Raw genomic sequence first — 25,393 nt, forward strand, 5'->3', positions numbered from 1 at the left:
CGCCCGCGGCTGCTGATGAGCCCGCGCGGCCGGCCGCTCGACCAGGCGCGGGTGCGCGCGCTCGCCGACGGCCCGGGTGCGGTGATCGTGTGCGGCCGCTTCGAAGGGATCGATCAGCGCCTGATCGAGGCGCGCGCTCTCGAGGAGGTCTCCATCGGCGACTACATCCTGTCGGGCGGCGAGCCGGCGGCGCTGGTGCTTCTCGATGCGGTGGTGCGGCTTCTGCCGGGGGTCATGGGCAACCAGGAATCGGGCGCGGTGGAAAGCTTCGAGGACGGGCTCCTGGAGCATCCGCAATACACGCGCCCGCAGCTTTTCGAAGGGCGGCCGATCCCCGAGGTCCTCCTGTCCGGCAACCACGCCAGGATCGCCGCCTGGCGGCATGCGGAGGCGGAGAAGCTGACCAGGGAGCGCCGCCCCGACCTGTGGGCGGCCTACCGGGAGGCAGGCCGGGATAAATGACGGCGCTGTGAAGGCTCTCCAGCGCCGTCAGGATCCGATGTCCCTCCCGGCGCGTGCCGCCACTGCGGGGTGATCCAGATCCGTCGTGTGTGCGGCGGTCCAGCCGCCGGGCGAACCCCAGCCGGTGACGTCGGCACCGAAGAAATCGCGGTTGACGGCAACGAATTCGGCCTCGTCGGCGCTCAGATGCTCGTCGGAGCGGATCGCATCGACGGGGCAGATGGATTCGCAGACCCCGCAATGGATGCACTCCTCCTGATGGATGTAGAACATGCGCCCGCCCTCGTAGATGCACTCCACCGGGCAGACCTGCGTGCAGGCGCCGTCCTTGATGTCGATACAGGGCTCGGTGATGATGAAAGCCATTGCGATCTAGCGGCCTTTCCAGATCGGGCGGCGCTTCTCCCGGAATGCCCGAACGCCCTCGTCCTGATCCTCGGACTGCAGCGCGGCGATCAGCGCCGGGGTCCTGAGCGCCTGCGCCTCGCGGGCCGTCAGGCCCTCCGAGCGGCGCACCATCTGCTTGATGGCCTTGGCCGACAGCGGCGCGCAGGCGAGCAGGCCGTTCAGCCAGCGGTCAACCGCCGCGTCGAGATCGGCGCGCGGCACCACTTCGTTGACAAGCCCGTATCCCGCCGCGTCCGCTGCGGAGAGCCGACCGCCCGTCAGCAGCAGGCCCATGGCGATCTTCTGCGGCATCAGGCGCGGCAGCAGCGCGATGCCGCCGTCGAGGGCGAGCCGGCCGACGCGCGGCTCCGTCAGGCCGAACTGCGCCTCCTCCGCGGCGACGACGATGTCGCAGCCGAGCACCATCTCGAAGCCGCCGCCGAAGGCGACGCCGTTGACCCGCGCGATGACCGGCACGTCGAGCGTGTTGCGCAGGGCGATGCCCCCAAAGCCGTTTTCCCGGCCTTCCGCCCAGTATTCGAGGCCGGTCTTCGAGGTCGAGCCGGCCTTCATGTCGGCGCCGGCGCTGAAGGCGCGGTCGCCGGTCCCGGTCAGCACGACCGCGCGGATGTCGGGATCCTGTTCGATCCGATCCCAGATGCGGTTCAGCGCCTCTTCCGTTTCCCGATCGACCGCGTTCATCCGCTCGGGGCGGTCGATGGTCACCCTTGCGACATGGGCGTCAACGTCGAAGCGAACGCTCATCACGCGCTCGCTTTCAGGGGACGCGCCTCGTCCGCCAGTTCGGCCAGCACCTCCTGCGTGTGCTCGCCGAGCCGTGGCGGCGTGCGGCGGACGGCAAACGGGGCGTCCGACAGGTGCACCGGCGTCGCCACGACCTTGACCGGACCGTGCACCGGATGATCGAAATCCGCGACCATCCCGTTTTCGATCGTCTGCGGATCCTTCAGCGCCTCGCCGAGCGAGCGGACGGGCGCGCAGAGGAGATCCTGCTCCTCGAGCCGGCCGATCCAGTAGGCGGTCGTGTTGCTGGCGAAATGCGTGCGGAACAGGCCCTGCAGCTCGGGCTTGACGGCCATCTGGGCGTCGTAGTCGGGATAGGTGGGCGACAGATCCTCGATGCCGAGCGCAGCGCAGATGTCGCGCAAGGGGTTCGGCTTGAAGGCGCCGACCAGCACCAGTGCGCCGTCCGAGGTCTCGAAGACGCCGGTCAGCGGCATCGCCGCCCAGTTGAGCGTCTCCTGCTCGGACAGCCAATAGGCCGCCTCCTGCATCTGCATGGCGATCATCGAATCGTAGAGCGAGACGTGCACCTGCTGGCCGCGTCCCGTCCTGCCGCGCGCGATCAGCGCCGCCAGGACGCCTTGCACCAGATGCATGCCGGCCGTGTAGTCGCACAGCGCCGTCGGGTAGATGGAGCGGGGCAGGGAGGGGTCGGCGCGGTGTTCCATCACGCCGGTCATGGCCTGCGCCAGCACATCCTGGCCGCCCTTGTGGGCATAGGGGCCGGTCGGGCCGAAGCCGGAGCCGCTGGCGAAGATGATGCCCGGATTGACGGCGCTCAGCGCCGCATAGCCGAAGCCGAGCTTCTCCATCACGCCGGGCCGGAAGTTGCTGACCACGACGTCGGCGGTGCGCAGGAGCTCCAGAACGGCGGTGCGCCCCTTCTCCTCGCGCACGTCGATCTCGACCGAGCGCTTGTTGCGGTTCAGCGAATAGAAGATCGGGTTGTTCACCTGCGCCTGCGTCTTCGAGCCGAAGACGTTGCGCGACAGATCTCCCTGTCCCGGCCGCTCTATCTTGATGACGTCGGCGCCGAGATCGCCCAGCATCTGCGTCGCGCACGGCCCGAGCATCACCTGGGTGAAGTCGATGACGCGGATGCCGTCGAGCGGCAGTTGGGCATTTCGAGGCATTGTTTCCTCCGTTGTTCCGGTTGTCTGTTCAGGCGGCCGCTTCGGCGATCAGGGCGTTGGCCGAAGGCACGTCGCCGGGATCGGCGCCCTGCTCGCGCATGCGCCGCTGGATTTCGCGCGCATCGACCTCGCGCAGCGTCTTGCCGGCGTTGAGGGCGAGGCCGGCGGCCACGCCGGCCGCCTCGCCCTGCATCATGCAGGGCGGGATCTCGCGCGACATGCGCTGGGCCTGCGGCTCGGCGGAGTAATGGCGGCCGGCAACGATGAGCTGCTCGACGCCCCTGGGCAGAAGGGCCCGATAGGGCGTGTAGTAGTCGCGGCCGCGGCACACCGTGTCGGCGAAATGGCGGCGGTTCACCACGTCGTCCTTGGTCACCACATACTCACCGCTGAGCAGGCGCGTCTGGCGCACGCCGATCTGCTCGGCCGCGCCCAGCATGCGGCAGTTCTCGAAGCCCGGCAGGTTGGCGCGCGCATAGTCGTAAAGGTTCATCATGCGCTCGCGGCCCTCGTGCTCGGCCTTGGTCAGCGCCTCGACGGAAATGCCGTCATAGCCGGGCATGTGCGGACAGTTGCACCAGATGACGCCGGGAATGGGCGTCTTCAGCCACCACATCTCCCAGGCCCCGCCGATGATGCGGCGCGCTTCGCGATCGAGCCTGGCGTGCTCCTGCGGGTGCTCGAACTGGAAGCGCTCGGCCGCCTCGGTGTCGACATTGACCAGCCGGAAGACGGTGGTGACGATGTACTGGCCCTGCATGAACGCGGCGCCGGCACCCGCGGCGACGTCGAGATCGCCGGTCGTGTCGATGACGATGTCGCCGAGGATCGCCTGGCGGCCGATCTTGGTCTGGGCGATGACGCCCTTGATGCGGCCGTCCTCGACGATCGCCTGGGAGAACCAGGAATGCAGCCGGAGCTCGACGCCGGCCTCGCGCAGGAGCTCGAGGGACGTGCGCTTCCAGGCGTCGGGATCGAAGGCGACGGCATAGGTGATCGGCTGCGGCTTCTGGTGGCTGTGGAAGTCGTGCACGCCCCAGCGCGACCACTTGCGCCACATGGCCTCGCTCGACACCCGCTCGCTCTCGGGCGGCACCACGGCCGAGCCTTCCTTCTCCATGCGGGCGATGAACTCGTCGATGATGCCCGAGACGGTGATCTCGCGGCCGTTGGTCATGTCGTCGAGGACGAGCACCATGCCGCCCGAGGCCATGCCGCCGAGATGGTGATAACGTTCGAGCAGGGTCACCTTGCAGCCGTTGCGGGCGGCGGAGATTGCGGCGGTGACCCCGGCTGCGCCGCCGCCCACCACCACCACGTCCGACTGGGCCACGACGGGCACTTCACGGGCGGCCTCGATGATCGTCTTCCTGTCGAATTCAGACATAACTCCTCCTTCCGGCGGCCGGATGCCGCCGATAACAGTTTGATTTCAGTGTTGTTCAGTGACGCGGGTTGGCCGTCCAGTAGACCAGCCGCCGCTCCAGAAGCGTCACCATGAGGAACAGGAGCACCGCGAGGCCCGACGACACGAAGACGGTCGCGTAGAGCAGCGGCGAGCGGAAATTGAATGTCGCGTCGATGATCAGTGCGCCCAGACCGACGTCGGCGCCGATCCATTCGCCGACGATGGCGCCGATGACACTGGTGGTCGCGGCGATCTTCAGTGCGGCGAAGAGATAGGGCAACGAAGCCGGCAGCCTGATCTTCCAGAACACCTCGTTCTTGGTCGCCGACAGGATCTGCGCGAGATCCAGCGCATCCTTGCCCACCGACTGCAGGCCCTTGACCATGTTGACCAGCGTCGGGAAGAAGCAGATCAGCGCCGCGATCACCACCTTGGCGGTCATCCCGTTGCCGAAGATCAGCACCAGGATCGGCGCAATGGCGAGGATCGGGATCGTGTTGACGAAGACGGCGACCGGGAAGAACGCCTTCTCCACCGCACGGTTGTGCACGAAGGCGACGGCGATCAGCACGGCGATAATGTTGCCCACAGCGAAACCCAACAGGGCTTCGCTCAGCGTCGGCCAGAAATTGCGCAGAAGCAGCGGGTAATCCGAGACGAGCACGGCCAGCACGTCCGTCGGAGCGGGCGCGATGAACGGCTTGACGTCGAAATACCGCACGCCCGTCTGCCAGACGAGGAGGATCGCCGCCAGGACGGCGATCGGCGCGACGATGCGCGAGGAGGGAAGCAGTTCCCGCAGGCTACCGCCGGCGGCCTTGTCCGGGATTTCGTTGACGATCGACATCAGCACTCCTCCAGCAGCTCGCGCAGCCGCGCGGCCGTTCTCACGAACTCGGCGCTCTCGCGCATCTTCAGCTTGCGGTCTCTGGGCAGGCCGACATCCACCAGTTCCTTGACCCGGCCGGGATGGGCGGCGAGCATCAGCACCTTCTGCCCGAGGAAGACGGCTTCGGGAATCGAGTGCGTGACGAACAGGATCGTCGTTCCCGTCTCCTGCCAGATGCGCAGGATCTCTTCGTTGAGGCGGTCGCGGGTGATCTCGTCGAGCGCGCCGAACGGCTCGTCCATCAGCAGCAGCTTCGGCTTGCAGACCAGCGCCCGGGCGATGGCGACGCGCTGGCGCATGCCGCCGGAGAGCTCATGCGGCAGGGCATTCTCGCGCCCTTTCAGGCCGACCATGGCGAGAAGCTCCTCGGGGCTGCGTTCGCTGCGGTGGATCTCCTGTCCGCGGCGGATGCCCATCTCGAGCGGCAGCTTGACGTTTTCGAGCGCCGTGCGCCAGGGCAGAAGGGCCGCGTCCTGGAAGACGAAGGCGATGTCCCTGCCGCGGCGCGCCTGCTCGGGGCTCTTGCCAAACACCGTGGCATTGCCGCCGGCCATCGGCACGAGGTCGGAGACGACACGCAGCAGCGTGGACTTGCCGCAGCCCGATGGACCGAGGATGGTCAGGAAGGTGCCGTCCTCGATGTCGAGCGTGATGTCGCGCAGCGCGACGATCGGCCCATTGGCGGTGTCGAAGGCCACGGAGAGCCTGTCGAGGGAGACGGCGGCCCGGGGCGGCGCCGGCGGGATGAAGCCTGTGTCTTCGGCCACTTTCAGCGCTTCCATCGCTCCGCTCCTCAGCCGATCTTCGGCCGCTCGGCGGCGGTCGCCTCGAGGACCGACATGGTGACCACATCCTCGACCTTCGGGGGTGGAGCCTCGAAGCCTCCGAGCGCCTCGTAGGTCTCGATCTGGCGCTGCCAGTTGGCCGGGTCCATGGAGCCCCAGCCGTTGGCCGCGGTGATGTCGTTGAAGGCGTACTCCATCAGCGGGTCGACGGAGGCAAGCTCATCCTCGCGGTTGAAGTTGGGGTACTTCTCCATCAGGATGTCGATGGCGGCTTCGCGGTTCTCGTTCACCCAGCCCCAGCCGCGTGCGGCGGCGCGGACGAAACCGGCCACCTGATCGAAATTCTTCTCCAGCGTCTCATCCGTCACGTAGAATGGGTTGGCATAGAGCTGGACGCCGGAATCCCACAGGCGCAGCATGACCCGGTCCTCGCCGAGCACGGTGAGCTGGCTGACATTGGTGGCCCAGCCGGACATGGCGTCGACCTGTCCGTCGAGCAGCAACGACATGTTGCCGCCCGTCACCACGATCTCCACCTGATCCTCGGGAATGTCGTTGGCGGCGAGCAGGGCACGCAGCAGGATGCGCGCCGTGCCGTTGGTGCCGATCTTCTTGCCGATCATGTCCTTTGGCTCGTGGATCGGATTGCCGGGCAGCGAGAAATAGGCAAACGGATGCTGCTGCAGGCCGACGGCGACGCATTTGACCGGTATGCCGGCCGAGCGGGCGAGCAGGAGCGAGGGAGAGGAGGAAAGCTGGCCCATCTGCGCGGCGCCCGAATAGACATTGGCGACGCCGTCGATGTTCGGTCCGCCCGGGACGAGCTCCAGAGCGAGCCCTTCCTCGGCGAAATAGCCGAGCTTCTCGGCGGCCAGTTCGCCGAGCTGGGCGTTCGTCGCCAGCCAGCCGAGCTGCATCTTCATCACCGTTTCGCCGGCGGCATTGGCCCTGCCGGGCGTCAACAGCGTGGCCGCGGGCAGCATCGCCGCGGCCAGGGCCGCGCTCGTCCCACGCAGAAGCGACCGCCGCGAGATGAATCCGGCGAGCGGATTTTCGGATGGACTGGGCATGCAGAGACTCCTTCCACTTTTGGCAGATGCGTTGCAAAGTGCCGTTGTTCCCACAGGTCGTTTCGACCGGTTTGTTCGTTATTTTCAAGAACAGTAACACTCGGCGGTGAGGTGACTAAGTGCAGATAGTTACCAATGGTGATGCCAAAATGATCTCACCTTCGGCGTGAGGAGAGCCCATTCATGCACAATCCCGTCCTGCGTTATGTCGATGAGGTCGCGCGGCAGCACTCGATCCGCAAAGCGGCCCGCGTGCTCAACATCGCCTCGACCGCCGTCAACCGGCAGATCCTGAAGCTGGAGGGCGAACTGGGGATGAAGATCTTCGAGCGCGTGCCCGAGGGTGTGACGCTGACGCCCGCCGGCGAGGTGCTGGTGGCGCATATCCGCAAGACGCTGTTCGATTTCCAGCGGACACGCGCCGAATTGGCGGACATCAAGGGGCTGCGGGTCGGGCATATTCGTCTGTCGACGCTCGATTCACTCACCTTCGAGTTCCTGCCGCGCATTCTCGACGGATATGCGCGGGAGCATCCCGGCGTCACCTTCACCATCCTCACCGCCAATCCGGACGAGATCAGCGAGGCGGTGGCATCGGGCGCCGCCGATATCGGGCTCGGGTTCACCCACTACCTGCATCCCGGCCTCAGGATCCGCAGCGAAACGCCGACGCCCTTTGGCGCCGTGGTGGCGCCCAACCACCCGCTCGCCTCGCGGCGCTATGTGACGCTCGAGGAATGCGCGCAATATCCGATCACCCGCACGCACGATCCGGCGGGCAAGGCACTGTTCCTGGAGGAGGAGGCGCGGCTGAAGGGCGTCGTGCCGACCATGCCCTTCTATTCCAATTCGCTGGTGATGACCAAATACGCCATACGGGCGGGGCTCGGCATCGGCATCTTCACCAAGGCCGGCTTCACCCGCGAGATCGCCGAAGGCGAGTTGCGCTTCGTGCCGCTGGTCGAGACCGCGCTCAGCGAGTACAAGCTCGGCATCTTCATCTCGGCAACGCGCAATCTCAGCCTGCCGGCCCATCTTCTCGTAAAGGTCATCGAGAAGGAGCTGCGGGCCAGCGACTTTTCCAATTAGCGCATTGGTGCGGCGGGATGCCGGAGCCGATGATGACCGGCACCCGGTTTCGCCGCACGCCGGTTGATTCTCGTTGCGATCTCGTGTATGTGCCCCGCACGCAAACGGCAAAGGCCGGAAACTCAATCAAAGAACGCGTGAATTCGCTCCTGTTCCTCCTGCAAGGAGGGCACTCTTCAGGCGGTTACGGAAACTGCCTCCGGGATGAGCGCTCTGACGGTTCGAGAAGAACAAGAGGACAGTGAGATGGACCTTATTCGTCAGCTCGAGGCCGAGCAGGCCGAGAAGATCGCAGCCCAGCGCAAGCTCCCCGAATTCCAGCCCGGCGACACGCTGCGCGTCCTGGTGCGCGTCACCGAGGGCACGCGCACCCGCGTTCAGGCCTATGAGGGCGTCTGCATCGCCCGTTCCGGCTCCGGCTTCCAGGAAAACTTCACCGTCCGCAAGATCTCCTACGGCGAAGGCGTCGAGCGCGTGTTCCCCATCTATTCGCCGCTCGTCGAGGGCGTCGAGGTGGTCCGCCGCGGCCGTGTGCGCCGCGCCAAGCTCTATTACCTGCGTGAACGCCGCGGCAAGTCGGCCCGCATCGGCGAGAACACGGGCGCCCGCGCCCGCCGCCTGAACGACGCCGAGCGCCAGGCGCTGGCCGAGGAGAAGGCACGCGTCGAGGCCGAGAAGATCGCCGCCGCCCAGGCGCTGGCTGCCGAGAAGGCCGCCGAGGAAGCCGCCAAGGCACAGGAAGCGGCCGCCGCCGAGACCAGCGCTGAATAAGCGGCCTTCCGGCACGGAACCTGCAAAAAGCGCGCTTCGGCGCGCTTTTTCGTTTTGAGGCGGCGGGCGGCGCGCCACGGGCGCGAGGAACCTCCGCCCCGCGGCGATCTTGTTAATCCATGGACGCGTTGATCGCCGAGTTCACGCCCGCGACGACCCTGCCCTGGCAGGTCATCGTCGTGCGGCTTGCGGCCGCCACTCTCCTCGGCGGCTTCCTGGGCTTCGAGCGCGAGCTGGCGGACCGGCCGGCGGGGCTGCGCACCCACATGCTCGTGTGCCTTGCCTCGGCCGTCTTTGCCGTCATCGCGCAGGAGATCGTGGCGATGCCGGTGTTCGGCGGCGAGCAGGTGCGGGCCGATCCCATTCGCCTGGTCGAGGCGATCACCGCCGGCGTCGCCTTTCTCGCCGCCGGCTTCATCATCTTCAAGCGGGGCGCGGTGCGCGGCCTGACGACCGGCGCGGGCATGTGGCTCGCCGCCGCCACCGGGGTTGCGGCGGGTCTCGGCTTGTGGCTGGTCGCCGTGCTCGCCTGTGCTCTGGGAGCGCTCGTCCTGGCGCTGATGCGGCGCCTTGAGACACGGCTGGCGTTCAAGCCGCCGCGGCACCGGCCGGCGGAAACGGAGGGCGACGACGGATAGATTGCCGAGTCCCTGAAAGGCTGGTATGACGCCAGCCATGGAAGAACTTTTTGGAAACCCGACCTACAAAGGTTTTGTCCTGCAGGACGTGAAGCGCCTGCCGGGCCGCTTCTTCGCGCGGGTTTCCGGTTCACTGCTGAGCCGACTTCCTTAGGCGGACTCGCCAACCGGCGCCAAGACGGCCTGCCGGCCAGCCTTCCATTTCGCTCCGCTAGGGATGTTAAAATGACCAAAGCACGCACGCTCTACGACAAGATTTTCGACGACCATCTGGTCGACAGCCAGGACGACGGCACCTGCCTCCTCTACATCGACCGCCATCTGGTGCACGAGGTGACGAGCCCGCAGGCCTTCGAGGGCCTGCGCATGACGAGCCGCGCCGTGCGCCATCCGGAAAAGACGCTCGCCGTCGTCGACCACAACGTGCCGACCTCGCCCGACCGCAAGTTCGGCATCAAGAACGAGGAAAGCCGCATCCAGGTGGATGCGCTGGCCAGGAACGCCGCCGATTTCGGCATCGAGTATTACGACGCCAATGACGAGCGCCAGGGCATCGTGCACATCGTCGGGCCGGAGCAGGGCTTCACCCTGCCGGGCATGACCATCGTCTGCGGCGACAGCCACACCTCGACCCACGGCGCCTTCGGCGCGCTGGCGCACGGCATCGGCACCTCCGAGGTCGAGCATGTGCTGGCCACGCAGACGCTGATCCAGCGCCGCGCCAAGAACATGCTCATCCAGGTCGACGGCAGGCTGCCCGAGGGCGTGACGGCGAAGGACATCATCCTCGCCATCATCGGCGAGATCGGCACGGCCGGCGGCACCGGCCACGTTATGGAATATGCCGGCGAGGCGATCCGCGCTCTGTCCATGGAAGGCCGCATGACGGTCTGCAACATGTCTATCGAGGGCGGCGCCCGCGCCGGCCTGATCGCGCCGGACGAGACCACCTACGCCTATATCAAGGACCGCCCGCGGGCCCCGAAGGGGAAGGCCTGGGATCTCGCCCGCGCCTATTGGGATACGCTCAACACGGACGAAGGCGCCGGGTTCGATCGCATCGTGCGGCTCGACGCGGCCAACCTGCCGCCCATCGTCACCTGGGGTTCCTCCCCGGAGGACGTGGTGTCCGTCACCGGCGTCGTGCCGAACCCGGACGACATCGCCGACGAGACCAAGCGCCTGTCGAAGCAGCGGGCGCTCGACTATATGGGCCTGACCGCCGGCACGAAGATCACCGACATCGGCATCGACCGCGTCTTCATCGGCTCCTGCACCAACGGCCGCATCGAGGATCTGCGCGAAGTGGCGAAGATCGCCGAGGGCAGGAAGGTCAGCGACCGCGTCAACGCCATGATCGTGCCGGGCTCGGGCCTGGTGAAGGCGCAGGCCGAGGCCGAAGGCCTCGACAAGATCTTCAAGACCGCCGGTTTCGACTGGCGCGAGCCGGGCTGCTCCATGTGCCTTGCCATGAACGACGACCGCCTGAAGCCGGGCGAGCGCTGCGCCTCCACCTCGAACCGCAATTTCGAGGGCCGCCAGGGCTTCAAGGGCCGCACGCATCTGGTCTCGCCCGCCATGGCCGCCGCCGCGGCGATCGCCGGCCACTTCGTCGACATCCGCGAGTGGCCGCGGGGCTGACATCAGCCATTGGCAGATTTGCCGTCGCAGGGCGGGATCCCTGCGACGGACTTGCTGCCGAACGTCTTTTCCAGTGACATCGTGCCGGTGAGCGGAAAATACGCGCCGTCGGCACGCGCACGCAAATAGGTTCTGAGCGTCACCGCCCGTTCGTCCACCGGACCGGTGCGGCAGCCGCCCTCCATGCTGACGGCCAGCGTTCCCTCTTCGTCCGGTCGGTCGGCGCCGCTGACGGCGCGCGCCCGCTTCTGGACGGCCTCGTAGCGGGCGATGTCCGCATCGGCGATGCGGGCCGTGATGAGATGCTCCGACGTCGCGAGCTTGTCCGGAAACCCGGAATCCGTCCGCCCCTTGCTGACCGCCAGAATGAAGGATTCGTCGAACCGGCGCGCCGCATCCGGGCTCGCGAAGGCAACGCGCAGGCGGACATCGCCGGTGACGAGATGCAGATGACGGTCGGTCTTCACCGCAACGGCGATGCCGCGCGGATCGGCGCGGAACGGATCGAAGTTCGACAGTTCGAGCATGGAGCGCGGGCCAGCGCCGAGACAGCCCGTCAGGGCAATCTGCACGACAGACAGGAACAGGAAGGAACGGGCGGTGCCGGCAGGGGCCAGCCACGGGGTTCGCAGGCTCATTTGAAAACCTCCTTGCATTTATCAAAACGATATGAAATTATCGTATAACAATAATTTATTTCGGCAATAGGAGAAATTCATGCCCGATCTAGCGCGGCTGCGCCGATTAAGCCAGCTCATGCAGACCACCATTCTCGTTTTCGGCGGGATTTGCGCTGCCGCCGTGATCTGGGTGTTCCTGGAATCCCTGTCGAGCAATGCCAGCTTCGAGACCCTGGTGCGCGAGGGGCTCTCCATCCGCGAGCCGGTGACGCTCACCTCGGCCTCGGTCGGCATCACCGCCATTCTGGCTGGGATCCAGTTCGGGCTCCTGTTCGCCGCCCTTTATTGCGTCTGGCGCATGTTCGGCGCATTTGCCGGCGAAGAACCTTTGTCGCTTGAGCCGGCCATCTGGATGCGCCGCGCCAGCATCGCCTTCGTGCTGGTGGCGGCTGGCGCCATCGTCGGCCGGACGCTGATCATCCTGGCACTGACGATGGGCAACCCGCCCGGGCAGAAGACCCTGGCCATCGGCATCGGCTCGAACGATCTCCTGATGCTGCTGATCGCCCTCATCATGTACATGATGGGGCGTGTGATGGTGGTCGCGGCGGCCGTGCGCAACGACCAGAGGGGGTTCGTGTGATCATGCCGATCGTCGTCAATCTCGATGTCATGCTGGCGCGCCGCAAGATGCGCTCGAAGGAGCTCGCCGAGCGGATCGGCATCACCGAACCAAACGTCTCGCTGCTGAAGGCCGGCAAGGTGCGCGGCGTGCGGTTCGAGACGCTGGAGAAGATCTGCCAGGTGCTCGACTGCCAGCCCGGCGACATTCTGGAGTACCGGGCGGAAGAGAGCGAAGCCTGACCAATCGGCCGGGGGGTGCCGCCATGACGGCACCGGTCGGCCGGGGCAAAGTCCCATGAGCGCACGACGATTGCATGTCGCCTGGTTTCCCGCACCCACCCTTCCCCCAACAAGGAGGGGAAGCCGGGTGTCCCGCCCCGCCGTCTCTTCCGCCGGGAAAGGATCAGGGGTTGGGCCGCATGCAGCGCCCGCGGCAAAGACCCTTGCAATCACCCTGCCCTCGAGAAGACGCGTTTCGGAGAATTCGCTTGTCGCCGAACGCGGGCGCGCTTCAGCTTCCGGCGTCCTGCGGCGGCGATGCGGTGATCAGCCGGTAGCGCAGCATTTCCGGCTGCGTCAGCCCGTAGAGGTCGTGCGGCGGCGTGTCGAGCGCGTGCAGCCACAGGGCCGGGTCGACGCCCATTTCGCTCAGATGGCGGGTGATGCGGGCGGTGACGAGCTGCGCGTCGGCCATGGCCTGCGCGGGGCTCGCGGCGGTGCGCACCGCATGAAACTGGTGGACGCCGATCAATGCGCGCTCGCCAGCCTGGCGCTCGACCCCGCCGGCCAGCACCAGCGGGCAGGACGAGGCGCATATCGCGCCGTCATCGACCCGCGTCGCAAGCCCGTGCCGGCGGATCAGCCGGGCCATCGCCATCGCATCGCCCAGAGCGCCGCCCGGCGAATCGAGGGTTACCGTCGACACCTCGCCGCGCAGCGCGTCGAGCATGGTGCGGAAACGCGCGGCGGCTCCCTGATCGATCATTCCGTCGACCGCCAGAACACCGCCCGGCCGCACGGCAAAGCGGACCGGAGGCGTGATCGTCGCGGCGGCTCGCGGCCTGGCCGCGACGCCGGGCTCGACGATCATCGCATCGGGCGACGGGCCGGCATGGCGGTAGGCAAGCTCCCTGAGGTTCATGCCGAGCACCACCATCGTGCCGATCAGGGCGCCGATCATCGCCGCCTCAGTGAGCGGCCCTTCGAGAAGCCGGCCGAGGCGGTGCATCAGCGCGCGCGCATCCCATTGCGGAAAGACGGAAGCGAGCCGGCCGCTCATGCTGCGGCCGGGCTCAGCGGCAGGGCGCCACCAGGACGGGCAGGACGCCGTCCGGCAGGCCGTACATATAACCGCGCCCCTTGACCAGAACGCCTTCGCTGCAAGGGGCGGCGCGGCGCAGATAGAGTTTGCCGGCATGGCGTTCCAGATAGGCGGTGTGCGGCGCCTCGACGCCGAGCTGCGCATAGTCGGCGGCCATCTCGCCCCTGCCGACCAGGATGCGCTTGAAGCCGGCGCGGCTGTGAATCACCAGATTGCCATAGGCATCCGCGTAGACGCGCTCGCCCGAATACCCGCCCGCAAGGGCTGATGTTGCACCCGCTGCGGCAAGCGCCGCGGCCACGAAAAGAAGTCTGAACGGCATAGCACCCCGGCTCCTTACCGATTCTCGTGGCCTCCCCGATTTCGACAGATTAAGACTTTCTTAACCTTTGTCACGCGGAGCATGGCAAACCGACAAGCCGATTGACAGACATGGTTAATTTCAGGGAAGGGTGAGCCATGGGCGAGAATCACCAGATCGACATTCAACCGCTGCGCCTCAAGGATGCGCATCTCCTGGCGCCGCTGCTCGCCGCCTACACCCAGTCGCTGAAGCGCGGCGCGCCGCGCCGGCCGGACGAATTCTACGCGGAAACGCTGCTGCAGGACCGCGCGGTGGAGATCGTCGGTGCGCGGCTAGACGGCGATCTCGTCGGCTTCGCCCTGTTCTACGATCTGCCGGACCCCGTTTCGGGGATGCGCTACGGCCTGATGGATCACCTCTATGTGCACCACGACCACCGCCGCAAGGGCATCGGCAAGGCGCTGGTGGACGTGATCGCCGACCAGGCGGAGGAGCGCGGCTGGACGCGGCTGGTGCTCAACGCGCCCCGCCAGCCGGACGAGGGGCGCAAGCTCTATGAGAGCGTCGCGGCGCCGGCCGACTGGACGAGCCATGTGATCCGCTTCGACATCGGTGTGGAGCAGACGCGCGGCGGCGGGCAATAGCGCGATGCCTCGCCGAACGCGCCCTCACGTGAAACGCCGGCCCGGCGCTAGCCGCATCGGCGCGGCGTTCGCCCTGGTGGCGGGGGTTCTCGCGGCGGGCTGCACGACGGCTCCGGAGGACGACGCCGACGGTGCCTATACGGGCCCGCTCACCTATCGCTGCGAGGAGGACATGCAGATGACCGTGCAGCGCAAGGGATCCCTTGTCAGCGTGCACAGTCCGCGCGGGATCGATCTCGACCTGCCGGCCGCCCCGCCCGGACAGAGCGCCCGCTTCGGTGAGTCGCTCTACGCCGTCGTTCTGGAAGGCAAGGACGCGCTCTGGATGGTCAACGGCAAGCCGCCGATTTCCTGCTCGCTATAGCGGAAAGGGAAAAACCCCGCTTCAATCGTTTGAAGCGGCGCAAGGCCTATCCTTACGCGGACGGTCCGGGTTAAATATCGGCGCCGGAACGGTTTTGCAGCTTTGACGCACTGCAAAATCCGCATTAGAAAGCCACACCAGCCGGCCGGCGCGGGTTCAGGCAACGACGTCGCTTTCGCGACACCCGCGCAGCAGCGCCGGTATCGAATTGGGGTAGCCATGAGCAAAACCACGTCCATCCACGCCAGGCCGCTTTCACCGCACCTGCAAGTCTACCGCCTGATCCCGACCATGCTGATGTCGATCGTCCATCGCATCACGGGCGGTGCCCTTTATTTCGGGATCGTTCTTTTCGTCGTCTGGCTTGCCGCCGCGGCGGCGTCGAAGGAGACCTTCGACCTCGTCAACGGCATCTACGGTTCCTGGTTCGGCCGGCTGGTCCTGTTCGGTTTCACCTGGGCGCTGCTGCATCACATGCTCGGCGGCCTGCGCCATCTCCTGTGGGACACCGGCCGCGGCCTCGAGAAGACGTCCTCGACGAAGATGGCGAAGGCGACGCTGGCCGGGTCCATCATCCTGACGATCCTTGTCTGGATCGTCGGCTATGCCGCACGCGGAGGGTTTTGATCATGGGCGACATGCGCACACCGCTCAACCGCGTCCGCGGGCTCGGCTCGGCCAAGGAAGGCACGGACCACTTCATCCGGCAGCGCCTGACGGCGCTCGCCAACATCCCGCTCGTCCTCTTCTTCGTCGGCTTCGTGATCGCCTATAACGGCGCCTCCTATGAAGAGGTGCGCGCGGGGCTCGCCAACCCGGTCGTCACGCTGCTCCTGACGCTGGCCCTCCTGTCGGTGCTCTACCACATGAAGATCGGCATGCAGGTCATCATCGAGGACTATGTGCATGGCGGCGCCAAATTCGCGCTGCTGGCGCTCAACATCTTCTTCCCCATCGTTCTGGGCGCGGCTTCCCTCTTCGCCCTCGTCAAGATCGCCTTCGGAGGCTGAACCCGGTTATGGCAAAGGCAACTGAGAAGAAGGCGGCAGACGCCTATACCTATGTCGACCACAAATTCGACGTCGTCGTCGTCGGCGCCGGCGGCGCCGGCCTGCGCGCCACGCTCGGCATGGCCGAGCAGGGGCTGAAGACGGCCTGCATCACCAAGGTCTTCCCGACCCGCTCGCACACGGTGGCGGCGCAGGGCGGCATCGCGGCCTCGCTGAGAAACATGGGCCCCGACCACTGGCAGTGGCACCTCTATGACACGGTGAAGGGCTCCGACTGGCTGGGTGACGTGGACGCGATGGAATATCTCGCCCGCGAGGCGCCGGCCGCCGTCTACGAGCTCGAGCATTACGGCGTGCCCTTCTCGCGTACCGAGGAAGGCAAGATCTACCAGCGGCCGTTCGGCGGCCACATGCAGAATTTCGGCGACGGGCCGCCCGTGCAGCGCACCTGCGCGGCGGCCGACCGCACCGGCCACGCCATCCTGCACACGCTCTACGGCCAGTCGGTGAAGAACCACGCGCAGTTCTTCATCGAGTATTTCGCCCTCGACCTCATCATGACCGACGGCGTGTGCACCGGCGTCGTGGCGTGGAACCTCGAGGACGGCACGATCCACCGCTTCGCCGCCAAGATGGTGGTGCTGGCGACGGGCGGCTATGGCCGCGCCTATTTCTCGTGCACCTCGGCCCACACCTGCACGGGCGACGGCAACGGCATGATCGCCCGCGCCGGCCTGCCGCTGCAGGACATGGAGTTCGTGCAGTTCCACCCGACCGGCATCTACGGCGCCGGCTGCCTGATCACCGAGGGCGTGCGCGGCGAGGGCGGTTATCTCGTCAATTCCGAGGGCGAGCGCTTCATGGAGCGCTATGCGCCGTCGGCCAAGGACCTCGCCTCGCGCGATGTCGTCTCGCGCTGCATGACGATCGAGATCCGCGAAGGGCGCGGCGTCGGCAAGGGCAAGGACCACATCTTCCTGCATCTCGATCACCTCGACCCGGCGGTGATCCACGAGCGGCTGCCGGGCATCGCCGAATCGGCGAAGATCTTCGCCGGCGTCGACGTGACGCGCGAGCCGATCCCGGTGCTGCCGACGGTTCACTACAATATGGGCGGCATCCCGACCAATTACTGGGGCGAGGTGCTGAACCCGACGCCGGAGAATCCCGATGCCGTGGCGCCCGGCCTGATGGCCGTCGGCGAGGCGGCCTGTGCCTCGGTGCACGGCGCCAACCGGCTTGGCTCCAACTCGCTGATCGACCTCGTGGTGTTCGGCCGCGCCGCCGCCATCCGCGCCGGCGAGGTGGTCGACCGCGAGGCGCCGGTGCCGGCGATCAACGAGGCGGCCTGCGAGAAGATCATGGAGCGCTTCGACCGTCTGCGCCACGCCAGCGGCGGAACGCCGACGGCGGCGCTGCGCGAGAAGATGCAGCGCGCCATGCAGGAGGACGCCGCGGTGTTCCGCACACAGGAATCGCTGGAGCAGGGCTGCAGGCGCATCTCCGAGGTGTGGAGCGAACTGCCCGACATCAAGGTGACCGACCGTTCGATGATCTGGAACTCGGACCTGATGGAGACGCTGGAGCTGGAGAACCTGATGGCCAACGCCATCACCACCGTCTACTCGGCCGAGGCCCGCAAGGAGAGCCGCGGCGCGCATGCCCGCGAGGACTTCTCCGAGCGCGACGACAAGACCTGGCGCGTGCACACGCTGTCGCATGTGGACGAGAAGGGCGTGGTGACGCTGAACTACCGCCCGGTCCACACCGAACCGATGCTGAAGCCGGAAAACGGCGGCATCGATCCCGCAAAGATCGCGCCCAAGGCGCGGGTTTACTGAGCCGAGGAAGTCATGGTCGAAATCACCCTTCCCAAGAACTCCAAGGTCAAAGAAGGCAAGGTCTGGCCGAAGCCGGAGGGCGCCAGGAACCTGCGCGAATACAAGATCTACCGCTGGTCGCCGGATGACGGCGAGAATCCGCGCGTCGACACCTATTACGTCGACACCGACGATTGCGGGCCGATGGTGCTCGACGGTCTGATCTACATCAAGAACAAGATCGACCCGACGCTGACCTTCCGCCGTTCCTGCCGCGAGGGCATCTGCGGATCCTGTGCCATGAACATCGACGGCACCAACACGCTGGCCTGCACCAAGGGCATGGACGAGGTGGCGCAGGATACGGTCAAGATCTATCCGCTACCGCACATGCCGGTGGTGAAGGATCTGGTGCCGGACCTGTCGGTTCCCTACGCGCAGCTCTCCTCCATCGAGCCGTGGCTGCAGACCGTGACGCCGGAGCCGGCGACGGAGTGGAAGCAGAGCCACGAGGATCGCAGCAAGCTGGACGGCCTCTACGAGTGCATCCTGTGCTTCTGCTGCCAGACCTCGTGTCCCAGCTACTGGTGGAACGGCGAGCGCTATCTCGGCCCCGCTGTGCTGCTGCAGGCCTATCGCTGGCTGATCGATTCGCGCGACGAGAAGACGGGCGAGCGTCTCGACAATCTGGAAGATCCCTTCCGGCTCTATCGCTGCCACACGATCATGAACTGCACGCAGGCCTGTCCCAAGGGCCTCAATCCGGCCAAGGCCATCGCCAACATCAAGAAGATGATGGTGGAGCGCCGGGTCTGAAGCAGCGCGCATGGCGCTCGCCAGCGCCTGCGTCGGCGCTGGCCTTTCGACTGGAACGACCTAATCCCGGTCCAGGTCCAGGATGGCCCGGGTCAGCGCCTCGGGTTGCGAGAAATAGGCGGAGTGGCTCGCTTTCAGGCTCGCCACCCTCTGCGGCGGGCTTGCCTCGATCAGGCGGTCCTGCAGGGACAGCGACACGGCCCGGTCCTCGGTCAGCCGGATATAGGCGCGCGACACCGTGCCATAGCGTTCCGGCGTCAGGGCCAACGGAGCGGCGGCAGGACGCAGGGGCTCGCGGCACAGCAGCGTGCGTGCCAGGGCAACGTCGTCCTCGGTGCAGTCGGCATAGAGTGCCGATACATAAGCCTCCGGTTTGAGCCAGTCCCATGCCTCCCCGGTATCAACCTCCATGTTCGACGGAATGAGTGAATCGCCATCCTGGCGTGCCCATTGCGCGACGCAGTCGCCCGCCGGCAGCATGAAGGACGCCAGATAGACGATGCGGCGGACGCGCTCAGGGTGGCGTTCGGCAAGCATCGACGCGACTATGCCGTAGCGGCTGTGGACGACGACCGTGGTCTGCCTGTCCGGCGGCAGATGCGTGGCGGCGGCATCGACCATGGTCTCGAGGCCCACCGTCGCCGGGACGGCGGGGTCGCGGCCGCGGCCGGGCAGGTTGACGGCGGCGACCGATCCGTGGGCGCCGAGCCGCGGGATGATTTTGTACCAGCACCAGGCGCCGTGCCAGCTGCCGTGGATCAGCAGGAAATGTCTCATGCGGTTCCCCTTTCGCTTGTATCGGCGCATTTATGCGCGCATGGCGTCAGCCGGCCACCCGATTCACGCCGTCGATGCGGGGTCACGGAACTGTGTAGGGGCTTGATTTGAATTTGCCGGGGACGGGGGTAGGTCTGTCGTGAAACAGGAGAGACTTCCATGATGCGACGCTTGCTTTCGGCCGCCGTTCTTTCCCTCGCCCTGCTGCCGGGCTTTGGTCAGCCGTCCCTTGCCGAAGTGAGGTCGGCCATCTTCGCCGGCGGCTGCTTCTGGTGCGTGGAGGCCGATTTTGACAAGGTTCCGGGGGTGGTTTCGACGGTCTCGGGCTATGCCGGCGGCTCGACCGAAAATCCGACCTATCGCAACTATTCGTCCGGCGGCCACCGCGAGGTGGTGAAGATCGATTTCGACGACGCCAAGGTCAGCTACGACCGGCTTTTGGAGATCTTCTTCCGCTCGGTCGACCCGACCGATGCGGGCGGTCAGTTCTGCGACCGCGGCGAAAGCTATTCAACGGCGGTCTACGCGCTGGACGACGCTCAGAAGGCGGCCGCCGAAAAGGCGAAGCAGGAAGCCGATGCTGCGCTCGGCGGCAAGGTGGTGACGCCGGTCCTGGGACCGGTCACGTTCTGGCCGGCCGAGGATTATCACCAGAACTACTACCAGGGCGGCAACCGCATCCTGAGCCGCTTCGGGCTGGTCAAGCAGTCCGACGCCTACAAAGGCTACCGCCAGGGCTGCGGGCGCGATGCACGGGTGAGGCAGGTGTGGGGCGAGGCGGCCTATACGGGCATCGGCAAATAAAGGGCGCCCGTTACCGGCGAGCCTCCGCCCGCATCGCGATTTAGATCGTTTCCTGTTTTGACGGAAGCGGTCGGCCGTGGTTTCGGCCCAGCGGTGTCGCGCGCGGCACACCCCCCTCTGGCCTGCCGGCCATCTCCCCCTCAAGGGGGGAGATTAGCTGACAACACCCCGTGTCGCATCCTGCGACGTTGGACGGCTGGTCAAAATCCTTGCGGCCGCCCAATCTCCCCCCTTGAGGGGGAGATGCCCGGCAGGGCAGAGGGGGGTGTGAAGGGCGCCAGACGCTTCAAGCAAAAGATGAAATGCCCTAGTGCCGGAAGTGACGCATGCCGGTCAGGACCATGGCGATGCCGTGCTCGTCGGCGGCGGCGATCACCTCGTCGTCGCGCATCGAGCCGCCCGGCTGGATGACCGCGGTGGCGCCCGCCTCGACCGCCGAGAGCAGGCCGTCGGCGAAGGGGAAGAAGGCATCCGAGGCAACGACCGAGCCCTTGGTCAGCGGTGCGGCAAGGCCCGCCGCGGCAGCCGCGTCCTCGGCCTTGCGGGCGGCAATGCGGGCCGAATCGACGCGGCTCATCTGGCCGGCGCCGACACCCACCGTGGCGCCATCCTTCACATAGACGATGGCGTTCGACTTGACATGCTTGGCGACACGGAAGGCGAAGACCAGGTCGGCCATCTCCTTCTCGGTCGGCGCCCGCCTGGTCACCACCTTGAGCTCCAGATCGTCGACCACGCCATTGTCGCGCGACTGCACGAGAAGGCCGCCCGCCACCGTCTTGACGGACAGGCCGGGCGCACGCGGATCGGCCAGGCCGCCGGTGACGAGCAGGCGCAGGTTCTTCTTGGCGGCGACGATGCCGCGCGCCTCCTCGCTCGCCTCCGGGGCGATGATCACCTCGGTGAAGATCTTGACGATCTCGCTTGCCGCTTCCGCGTCCAGCGGGCGGTTCAGCGCCACGATGCCGCCGAAGGCGGAGACGGGGTCGCAGGCGAGCGCCTTCTCATAGGCCTCGCGCAGGCTGGCGCCCTCGGCCACGCCGCACGGGTTGGCGTGCTTGATGATGGCGACGGCGGCCGAGCGCTCGGGGGAGAATTCCGACACCAGCTCGAAGGCGGCATCCGTGTCGTTGATGTTGTTGTAGGACAGCTGCTTGCCCTGCAGCTGCGTTGCCGTGGCGACACCCGGACGCGCCTCGCCGGTGACGTAGAAGCCGGCCGCCTGGTGCGGGTTCTCGCCGTAACGCATCACCTCCTTGAGCTTGCCGCCGACGGCGCGGAAGGCCGGCGCCTCGATCTTCAGCGCCTCGGCGAACCAGCCGGAGATCGCCGCGTCGTAGGCAGCCGTGCGGGCGAAGGCCTTCGCCGCCAGCTCCTGGCGCAGGCCGTAAGGCAGGCTGCCGCCGTTCTCTTCGAGCGCGCCAAGGATGCGCTGGTAGTCGGCCGGCTCGGTCACCACCGCCACATAGGCATGGTTCTTGGCCGCCGCGCGCAGCATGGCCGGGCCGCCGATGTCGATGTTCTCCACCGTCGTCGGATAGTCGCCGCCGCCGAAGCGCACCTGCTCGAAGGGATAGAGATTGATGACCAGGAGGTCGATCGGGTCGATCGCGTGCGTCTTCATCGCCTCAGCGTGCTCCGCATCGTCGCGAATGCCGAGCAGGCCGCCATGGACACCCGGGTGCAGCGTCTTCACGCGTCCGTCCATGATCTCGGGAAAGCCGGTCAGCTCGGAGACGTCGCGCACGGCGATGCCTTCCCGGGCAAGCGCCGCCGAGGTGCCGCCGGTGGAGACGATCTCGACACCGCGGCCGGCCAGCGCGCGGGCAAGCTCGACGATGCCGCTCTTGTCCGACACCGACAGGAGGGCGCGGCGGACGGGAACGAGGTCGGGTGCGGGGATGTTCTTTGCGGCGACGGACATGGCTGGGCGGCTCCGGTGGAGATGATGGGAGGGGAGGTACCGGCAGGCGGGCCGCAAATCAAGCACGCGCTACGGGCAAGCGCCAATTTGCCGCCGAATCGCGTCGCGACCGGCCGCCGCCGGCGCGCTTTCAAGCTGCTGCGCGATGAGGCCGGCTCACCCCTCGCCGTTGACGGCGTGGGTCCTGCGCAATTGCCAGCGCGTTTCCGGCTGCTCCGAGGCGGCCGCGTGGATCACGATCTGGCGGCTCTTTCGCGGGCCGCCGAGACCGGCGAAGAAGATCGATTCCTCAACCACCGGTTCAGCGCCCTGTGTGGTGAACAGCCAGGTGTCGGTGGCCTCGCCCGTCAGGATCAGGCGGCCCTGCGGATCGCGATAGATGTCGATGTCGGGATGGACGTGGAAGCGGATGGCAAACGCGTCGTTGCCGACGGCCCTCGGGGGCGAGCCGTCGGGACGGACGATGCGGTCGACGCCGTCGATCAGCGCGCCGCCCTCCGAAAGGGAAAGCTGCCGCTCGTGCAGCAGGCCGAAGCGCGAGACATAGCCGTCATGACTCGCGGTGAAACGGTGGATGCCGTCGCCGTCGTCGCGCCGGCACTCCACCTTGCGCGGGCCGGAGAGCAGCGGCGTGCCGATGAGGTCGCTCCATTGAGAGGAGAGGCTGAAGCGGGCCTGCGACGTATCGTTCAGCGTGACGGTCGAATGGGCCGCCGTGGTGCGCGCCAGCGGCCGGAAACTGTCTTCGCCGAAACTGTCGACGCCGCTGTTGACGATGAACTGGTGCCGGCCCGACGACATCTCGAAGGAAAGGCAGCCGGCATGGGCAAAGTGCGAAAGATCGGGCGGCGGCGGCGGCGCCGTGTCGGCGATCACCGTGGTGGCGCCCAGCGCCAGCCGCTCATAGCCCGAATGCGGGGCATGAAGCAGCGGCGCGCCGCCCGTGTCGTCATAACGCAGGATCGCCGCGACGCGGTCGTGGAGGGTGATGCCCATGCCGTTGAAGCGAGCGATGCTGCCGTCGCGGTGGCGGAAGAAGCGCAGCGCCGGCAACATGCGCTCCACCGCGTCGATCAGCGCCTGTGGCGGCTGTTCGGCCTGGTTGGTGTAGGTCTGCCGTAAGGGCAGGAGATCCGCCAAAAGCTCCATGATGGCGCGCGGATTGCGCGAGACGTGGCCTCCGTCGGCCAGGATCTGGCGGTCGAGCTCGTAAGCCAGGTTGCGGCTTGCCGCCTTCAGCGCGGCGGCCGGGGCCGGCAGCGACAGCGCGCAGAAGGCAAGCGCCACGCGGGCTCGCAGCCGCTCCTCGCCGTCCGGCATTTCCGACGCCATGCTGCGCAGATAGCGCATCTGCACGGCGAGCATCTTCAGGAACTGCCGGTAGAAGGCCAGATCCGCCCCCTGCAGGACGACCGAGGAGTGCTGCAGCCAGGAGATGACGCGCCGGGCGGTGACGGCCGGGTCCCAGGACAGGCCCGAGATGCGCTTTCCATGCGTGGTGATCCAGTCGGCCACCAGGGCCCGCGCGTTGGCCGCCGCAAGCTCGCTCTCGGCGGCGCGCATGTGGCGCAGCCAGCGGAAGCCGTGCAGCGATTCCTGCCACGCCCGGTTCTTCACCGGCATCTGGAAGGGCGACAGGCCGCTCGTTTCGACGAGCTGCCCGCCCAGAAGGAACTGCCCGTGATAGATGTTGCGCGCCATCTGCGGATCGGCAAGGCGCAGGTCGGGCGGGGCGATCAGCACCCGCTCGGGCGTGCGGCCGGAATAGCGCCAGCGGTAGGACGGGCCCGCGCGCAAACGCCGCCGCAGGCGCATCCAGGCCTGCCGCGCAAGGAGTCCCCATAGCTGATAGGGGGAGTGCCCCCTTGCCGTATCCACTGGCCGCGATTTCTTCCAACGTCCCTGGATCGTCCCGCGTCTTTCAAGGCGCACGCAGGACGAGCCGATGATTTGAATCTGCGCATCGTGTTTTCCGAAAACCGGTCGTGGTTTTCAGGCCGAGGCTGCAGGTCGGGGAGAGTCTAAATGATTCAAGGGTTTGTGCGAAGGCGAAATATCATGGCGGTCAATCGATGCGCGTCAGCCGGGCGGCGAAGAAGCCGTCGAGGCCGATCGCCGGGCCCAGAGCGGGATGAGGAAAAGCGTGAAGCGATCTTCCGCCCGCATCCCGCTCTAATTTTTTGGAATCGATCGCGTTTATGATCGTGGGTTGATTCAATCCAGAATCATCGCGATCCAGCCGGTCGGCCGGCGTGGTGCGCAGATAGCCCTCGGGCGTGAGGAAGCCGGCGATTCCCGGCACCTCGTCCGCCCGGATCGGGTCGAGCGCCACCTGCGGCGTGTCGGCAAGGAAGGCGGCCAGCATCGCCTCGCCCTCCATGGGATCGAGCGAGCAATTGGAGAAGACGATCCTGCCGCCGGGTTTCACCAGCGTGACGGCATGATCGAGCAGTGCCCGCTGCAGGGCGGCGAGCTTGGCGATGTCGTCGGGCGTCTTCGTCCACGGCACGTCGGGGTGTCGGCGCACCGTGCCGGTCGACGAGCAGGGCGCGTCGATGAGGACGGCGTCGAAGGGGGTGTCCGGCCGAAAGTCGCGGATGTCGGATTCGACGATCTCGGCGTCAAGCTTCAGGCGGGCAAGGTTTTCGGCCAGCCGCTTCAGCCGGCTCCTCGACAGGTCCACCGCCGTTACCCTGGCGCCGGCATGCACGAGCTGCGCCGTCTTGCCGCCGGGGGCGGCGCAAAGATCGGCGACGCGCTTGCCGGCGATGTCGCCGAGCAGCTTCGCGGGCAGGCTGGCGGCGGCGTCCTGCACCCACCATTCGCCTTCCGCGAAACCGGGAAGCTGGTCGACGGCGCCCGGCAGCTTTTGCAGGCGCACCGTGCCCGTCGGCAGCACTGTGCCGCCCAGCGTCTCGGCCCAGCGGGCCGGATCGGCCTTGACGGAAAAGTCCACCGGCGGCTCCTGCCGGTGCATGGCCAGGATCCCGGCGGTCTTTTCCGGGCCATAGGCGGCTTCCAGCCGCTCGGCGAACCAGTCGGGCGCCTCGCGCGTCTGCGCAAGGGCCGCCGGCAGGGCGCGGGCCTTGACGCGGATCAGGTTGCGCAGCACGCCGTTGACCAGCCCGGCAAAGCGGGAAAGCCGCGGGTCGCTCTTGGCCTGCGCGACGGCGAGGTCGACGGCGGCGCTGTCCGGCACGTCGAGGAAAAGGATCTGCGCGGCCGCCACGTGCAGCGTGTGCGACAGGGCGCGGGCGTTGGCGGGAAGCGGCCGGTCGAGGCGCCGTG

28 protein-coding genes are annotated in these 25,393 nt (G+C 67.0%); 14 read left to right on the forward strand and 14 right to left on the reverse strand.

Features of this window, described 5'->3' with window-relative positions:
- Nucleotides 1–462 (forward strand): tRNA (guanine(37)-N(1))-methyltransferase (locus NUU27_RS18250; RefSeq protein ID WP_374567463.1); only part of this gene is annotated, 462 nt, incomplete at its 5' end.
- Nucleotides 463–489: 27 nt separating this feature from the next.
- Here the strand turns inward: NUU27_RS18250 and NUU27_RS18255 are convergent.
- The 7 genes from NUU27_RS18255 to NUU27_RS18285 are packed head-to-tail and all read right to left on the reverse strand — an operon-like array spanning nt 490 to nt 6,938.
- Complete coding sequence (locus tag NUU27_RS18255; RefSeq protein ID WP_257763578.1) at nt 490–828, reverse strand: ferredoxin family protein; 339 nt, start codon at nt 826–828, stop codon at nt 490–492.
- Between the two features lie 6 nt (nt 829–834).
- Entirely contained in the window at nt 835–1,614 is a 780-nt protein-coding gene (locus NUU27_RS18260) for an enoyl-CoA hydratase-related protein (protein WP_257763579.1), read from the reverse strand.
- Nucleotides 1,614–2,786, reverse strand: a complete 1,173-nt coding sequence (locus NUU27_RS18265) for a CaiB/BaiF CoA-transferase family protein (RefSeq protein ID WP_257763580.1) — start codon at nt 2,784–2,786, stop codon at nt 1,614–1,616. The genes NUU27_RS18260 and NUU27_RS18265 overlap by 1 nt, the downstream gene beginning before the upstream one ends.
- A gap of 28 nt (nt 2,787–2,814) precedes the next feature.
- Nucleotides 2,815–4,173: an FAD-dependent oxidoreductase gene (locus tag NUU27_RS18270; RefSeq protein WP_257763581.1), complete on the reverse strand. Its 1,359-nt coding sequence runs from the start codon at nt 4,171–4,173 to the stop codon at nt 2,815–2,817.
- 55 nt (nt 4,174–4,228) lie between these two features.
- Nucleotides 4,229–5,041: an ABC transporter permease gene (locus NUU27_RS18275; protein ID WP_257763582.1), complete on the reverse strand. Its 813-nt coding sequence runs from the start codon at nt 5,039–5,041 to the stop codon at nt 4,229–4,231.
- On the reverse strand, nt 5,041–5,865 hold the full coding sequence (locus NUU27_RS18280; protein ID WP_257763583.1) for an ABC transporter ATP-binding protein: 825 nt from the start codon (nt 5,863–5,865) through the stop codon (nt 5,041–5,043). Before NUU27_RS18280 ends, NUU27_RS18275 begins: the two co-directional genes overlap by 1 nt.
- Nucleotides 5,866–5,876: 11 nt before the next feature.
- On the reverse strand, nt 5,877–6,938 hold the full coding sequence (locus NUU27_RS18285; RefSeq protein WP_257763584.1) for an ABC transporter substrate-binding protein: 1,062 nt from the start codon (nt 6,936–6,938) through the stop codon (nt 5,877–5,879).
- Nucleotides 6,939–7,121: 183 nt separating this feature from the next.
- Between NUU27_RS18285 and NUU27_RS18290 the strand changes: the two genes are divergently transcribed.
- From NUU27_RS18290 to leuC, 4 genes are all read left to right on the forward strand, one after another.
- Nucleotides 7,122–8,027 carry a LysR family transcriptional regulator gene (locus NUU27_RS18290; RefSeq protein ID WP_257763585.1) on the forward strand — a complete coding sequence of 302 codons (906 nt, stop codon included), beginning with the start codon at nt 7,122–7,124 and terminating at the stop codon, nt 8,025–8,027.
- Nucleotides 8,028–8,273: 246 nt separating this feature from the next.
- Nucleotides 8,274–8,798, forward strand: coding sequence for a 50S ribosomal protein L19 (rplS, locus tag NUU27_RS18295; RefSeq protein WP_257763586.1), 525 nt, complete (start codon nt 8,274–8,276; stop codon nt 8,796–8,798).
- Nucleotides 8,799–8,917: 119 nt separating this feature from the next.
- Complete coding sequence (locus tag NUU27_RS18300) at nt 8,918–9,436, forward strand: MgtC/SapB family protein (RefSeq protein ID WP_257763587.1); 519 nt, start codon at nt 8,918–8,920, stop codon at nt 9,434–9,436.
- Between the two features lie 225 nt (nt 9,437–9,661).
- Nucleotides 9,662–11,077, forward strand: coding sequence for a 3-isopropylmalate dehydratase large subunit (gene leuC, locus NUU27_RS18305; RefSeq protein WP_257763588.1), 1,416 nt, complete (start codon nt 9,662–9,664; stop codon nt 11,075–11,077).
- A 2-nt stretch (nt 11,078–11,079) separates the two neighbouring features.
- Here the strand turns inward: leuC and NUU27_RS18310 are convergent, their stop codons facing one another.
- Nucleotides 11,080–11,715: a hypothetical protein gene (locus tag NUU27_RS18310; RefSeq protein WP_257763589.1), complete on the reverse strand. Its 636-nt coding sequence runs from the start codon at nt 11,713–11,715 to the stop codon at nt 11,080–11,082.
- A 79-nt stretch (nt 11,716–11,794) separates the two neighbouring features.
- Here NUU27_RS18310 and NUU27_RS18315 point away from each other — a divergent pair, with 79 nt between their 5' ends.
- Nucleotides 11,795–12,340 (forward strand): DUF2975 domain-containing protein, encoded by a 546-nt coding sequence (locus NUU27_RS18315; protein ID WP_257763590.1) that lies wholly within the window; start codon nt 11,795–11,797, stop codon nt 12,338–12,340.
- A 2-nt stretch (nt 12,341–12,342) separates the two neighbouring features.
- Nucleotides 12,343–12,561 carry a helix-turn-helix transcriptional regulator gene (locus tag NUU27_RS18320; RefSeq protein ID WP_257763602.1) on the forward strand — a complete coding sequence of 73 codons (219 nt, stop codon included), beginning with the start codon at nt 12,343–12,345 and terminating at the stop codon, nt 12,559–12,561.
- A 271-nt stretch (nt 12,562–12,832) separates the two neighbouring features.
- Here NUU27_RS18320 and NUU27_RS18325 read toward each other — a convergent pair whose 3' ends face one another.
- The gene (locus NUU27_RS18325; RefSeq protein ID WP_257763591.1) at nt 12,833–13,600 is read right to left on the reverse strand and encodes a hypothetical protein; all 768 of its coding nucleotides are present in this window, start codon (nt 13,598–13,600) and stop codon (nt 12,833–12,835) included.
- Nucleotides 13,601–13,613: 13 nt separating this feature from the next.
- Nucleotides 13,614–13,964, reverse strand: coding sequence for a hypothetical protein (locus NUU27_RS18330; RefSeq protein ID WP_257763592.1), 351 nt, complete (start codon nt 13,962–13,964; stop codon nt 13,614–13,616).
- 137 nt (nt 13,965–14,101) lie between these two features.
- Here NUU27_RS18330 and NUU27_RS18335 point away from each other — a divergent pair, with 137 nt between their 5' ends.
- The 6 genes from NUU27_RS18335 to NUU27_RS18360 all read left to right on the forward strand — a co-directional run bounded on the left by NUU27_RS18335 (nt 14,102) and on the right by NUU27_RS18360 (nt 18,600).
- On the forward strand, nt 14,102–14,590 hold the full coding sequence (locus NUU27_RS18335; protein ID WP_257763593.1) for a GNAT family N-acetyltransferase: 489 nt from the start codon (nt 14,102–14,104) through the stop codon (nt 14,588–14,590).
- Nucleotides 14,591–14,618: 28 nt separating this feature from the next.
- Nucleotides 14,619–14,954 carry a hypothetical protein gene (locus tag NUU27_RS18340; RefSeq protein WP_257763594.1) on the forward strand — a complete coding sequence of 112 codons (336 nt, stop codon included), beginning with the start codon at nt 14,619–14,621 and terminating at the stop codon, nt 14,952–14,954.
- 219 nt (nt 14,955–15,173) lie between these two features.
- Complete coding sequence (sdhC, locus tag NUU27_RS18345) at nt 15,174–15,581, forward strand: succinate dehydrogenase, cytochrome b556 subunit (RefSeq protein WP_257763595.1); 408 nt, start codon at nt 15,174–15,176, stop codon at nt 15,579–15,581.
- Nucleotides 15,582–15,583: 2 nt separating this feature from the next.
- The gene (gene sdhD, locus NUU27_RS18350; protein ID WP_257763596.1) at nt 15,584–15,964 is read left to right on the forward strand and encodes a succinate dehydrogenase, hydrophobic membrane anchor protein; all 381 of its coding nucleotides are present in this window, start codon (nt 15,584–15,586) and stop codon (nt 15,962–15,964) included.
- 8 nt (nt 15,965–15,972) lie between these two features.
- Nucleotides 15,973–17,805 carry a succinate dehydrogenase flavoprotein subunit gene (gene sdhA, locus NUU27_RS18355; protein ID WP_257763597.1) on the forward strand — a complete coding sequence of 611 codons (1,833 nt, stop codon included), beginning with the start codon at nt 15,973–15,975 and terminating at the stop codon, nt 17,803–17,805.
- A gap of 12 nt (nt 17,806–17,817) precedes the next feature.
- On the forward strand, nt 17,818–18,600 hold the full coding sequence (locus NUU27_RS18360; protein WP_257763598.1) for a succinate dehydrogenase iron-sulfur subunit: 783 nt from the start codon (nt 17,818–17,820) through the stop codon (nt 18,598–18,600).
- Between the two features lie 60 nt (nt 18,601–18,660).
- Here the strand turns inward: NUU27_RS18360 and NUU27_RS18365 are convergent, their stop codons facing one another.
- A complete protein-coding gene (locus NUU27_RS18365; protein WP_257763599.1) occupies nt 18,661–19,377 on the reverse strand; it encodes an alpha/beta fold hydrolase in 717 nt (238 codons plus the stop codon).
- Between the two features lie 159 nt (nt 19,378–19,536).
- Here NUU27_RS18365 and msrA point away from each other — a divergent pair, with 159 nt between their 5' ends.
- On the forward strand, nt 19,537–20,181 hold the full coding sequence (gene msrA, locus NUU27_RS18370) for a peptide-methionine (S)-S-oxide reductase MsrA (protein WP_374567481.1): 645 nt from the start codon (nt 19,537–19,539) through the stop codon (nt 20,179–20,181).
- Between the two features lie 307 nt (nt 20,182–20,488).
- On the opposite strand, the gene purH is transcribed toward msrA, so the two are convergent.
- From purH to NUU27_RS18385, 3 genes are all read right to left on the reverse strand, one after another.
- Nucleotides 20,489–22,105 carry a bifunctional phosphoribosylaminoimidazolecarboxamide formyltransferase/IMP cyclohydrolase gene (gene purH, locus NUU27_RS18375; RefSeq protein ID WP_257763600.1) on the reverse strand — a complete coding sequence of 539 codons (1,617 nt, stop codon included), beginning with the start codon at nt 22,103–22,105 and terminating at the stop codon, nt 20,489–20,491.
- Nucleotides 22,106–22,261: 156 nt separating this feature from the next.
- Nucleotides 22,262–23,920, reverse strand: a complete 1,659-nt coding sequence (locus tag NUU27_RS18380) for a heparinase II/III family protein (protein WP_257763604.1) — start codon at nt 23,918–23,920, stop codon at nt 22,262–22,264.
- A gap of 250 nt (nt 23,921–24,170) precedes the next feature.
- A partial coding sequence (locus NUU27_RS18385; RefSeq protein ID WP_257763601.1) for an RsmB/NOP family class I SAM-dependent RNA methyltransferase occupies nt 24,171–25,393 on the reverse strand: 1,223 nt, incomplete at its 5' end.

The sequence above is a fragment of the Nitratireductor sp. ZSWI3 genome (genome assembly GCF_024655565.1).
GTDB lineage: Bacteria > Pseudomonadota > Alphaproteobacteria > Rhizobiales > Rhizobiaceae > Nitratireductor.

Excerpts from the sequence above, each read along its gene's own strand:
- NUU27_RS18255 (WP_257763578.1), bottom strand. The coding sequence starts at position 828 with ATGGCTTTCATCATCACCGAGCCCTGTATCGACATCAAGGACGGCGCC.
- NUU27_RS18260 (WP_257763579.1), bottom strand. The coding sequence starts at position 1,614 with ATGAGCGTTCGCTTCGACGTTGACGCCCATGTCGCAAGGGTGACCATC.
- NUU27_RS18265 (WP_257763580.1), bottom strand. The coding sequence starts at position 2,786 with ATGCCTCGAAATGCCCAACTGCCGCTCGACGGCATCCGCGTCATCGAC.
- NUU27_RS18270 (WP_257763581.1), bottom strand. The coding sequence starts at position 4,173 with ATGTCTGAATTCGACAGGAAGACGATCATCGAGGCCGCCCGTGAAGTG.
- NUU27_RS18275 (WP_257763582.1), bottom strand. The coding sequence starts at position 5,041 with ATGTCGATCGTCAACGAAATCCCGGACAAGGCCGCCGGCGGTAGCCTG.
- NUU27_RS18280 (WP_257763583.1), bottom strand. The coding sequence starts at position 5,865 with ATGGAAGCGCTGAAAGTGGCCGAAGACACAGGCTTCATCCCGCCGGCG.
- NUU27_RS18285 (WP_257763584.1), bottom strand. The coding sequence starts at position 6,938 with ATGCCCAGTCCATCCGAAAATCCGCTCGCCGGATTCATCTCGCGGCGG.
- NUU27_RS18290 (WP_257763585.1), top strand. The coding sequence starts at position 7,122 with ATGCACAATCCCGTCCTGCGTTATGTCGATGAGGTCGCGCGGCAGCAC.
- rplS (WP_257763586.1), top strand. The coding sequence starts at position 8,274 with ATGGACCTTATTCGTCAGCTCGAGGCCGAGCAGGCCGAGAAGATCGCA.
- NUU27_RS18300 (WP_257763587.1), top strand. The coding sequence starts at position 8,918 with ATGGACGCGTTGATCGCCGAGTTCACGCCCGCGACGACCCTGCCCTGG.
- leuC (WP_257763588.1), top strand. The coding sequence starts at position 9,662 with ATGACCAAAGCACGCACGCTCTACGACAAGATTTTCGACGACCATCTG.
- NUU27_RS18310 (WP_257763589.1), bottom strand. The coding sequence starts at position 11,715 with ATGAGCCTGCGAACCCCGTGGCTGGCCCCTGCCGGCACCGCCCGTTCC.
- NUU27_RS18315 (WP_257763590.1), top strand. The coding sequence starts at position 11,795 with ATGCCCGATCTAGCGCGGCTGCGCCGATTAAGCCAGCTCATGCAGACC.
- NUU27_RS18320 (WP_257763602.1), top strand. The coding sequence starts at position 12,343 with ATGCCGATCGTCGTCAATCTCGATGTCATGCTGGCGCGCCGCAAGATG.
- NUU27_RS18325 (WP_257763591.1), bottom strand. The coding sequence starts at position 13,600 with ATGAGCGGCCGGCTCGCTTCCGTCTTTCCGCAATGGGATGCGCGCGCG.
- NUU27_RS18330 (WP_257763592.1), bottom strand. The coding sequence starts at position 13,964 with ATGCCGTTCAGACTTCTTTTCGTGGCCGCGGCGCTTGCCGCAGCGGGT.
- NUU27_RS18335 (WP_257763593.1), top strand. The coding sequence starts at position 14,102 with ATGGGCGAGAATCACCAGATCGACATTCAACCGCTGCGCCTCAAGGAT.
- sdhC (WP_257763595.1), top strand. The coding sequence starts at position 15,174 with ATGAGCAAAACCACGTCCATCCACGCCAGGCCGCTTTCACCGCACCTG.
- sdhD (WP_257763596.1), top strand. The coding sequence starts at position 15,584 with ATGGGCGACATGCGCACACCGCTCAACCGCGTCCGCGGGCTCGGCTCG.
- sdhA (WP_257763597.1), top strand. The coding sequence starts at position 15,973 with ATGGCAAAGGCAACTGAGAAGAAGGCGGCAGACGCCTATACCTATGTC.
- NUU27_RS18360 (WP_257763598.1), top strand. The coding sequence starts at position 17,818 with ATGGTCGAAATCACCCTTCCCAAGAACTCCAAGGTCAAAGAAGGCAAG.
- NUU27_RS18365 (WP_257763599.1), bottom strand. The coding sequence starts at position 19,377 with ATGAGACATTTCCTGCTGATCCACGGCAGCTGGCACGGCGCCTGGTGC.
- msrA (WP_374567481.1), top strand. The coding sequence starts at position 19,537 with ATGATGCGACGCTTGCTTTCGGCCGCCGTTCTTTCCCTCGCCCTGCTG.
- purH (WP_257763600.1), bottom strand. The coding sequence starts at position 22,105 with ATGTCCGTCGCCGCAAAGAACATCCCCGCACCCGACCTCGTTCCCGTC.
- NUU27_RS18380 (WP_257763604.1), bottom strand. The coding sequence starts at position 23,920 with ATGCGCCTGCGGCGGCGTTTGCGCGCGGGCCCGTCCTACCGCTGGCGC.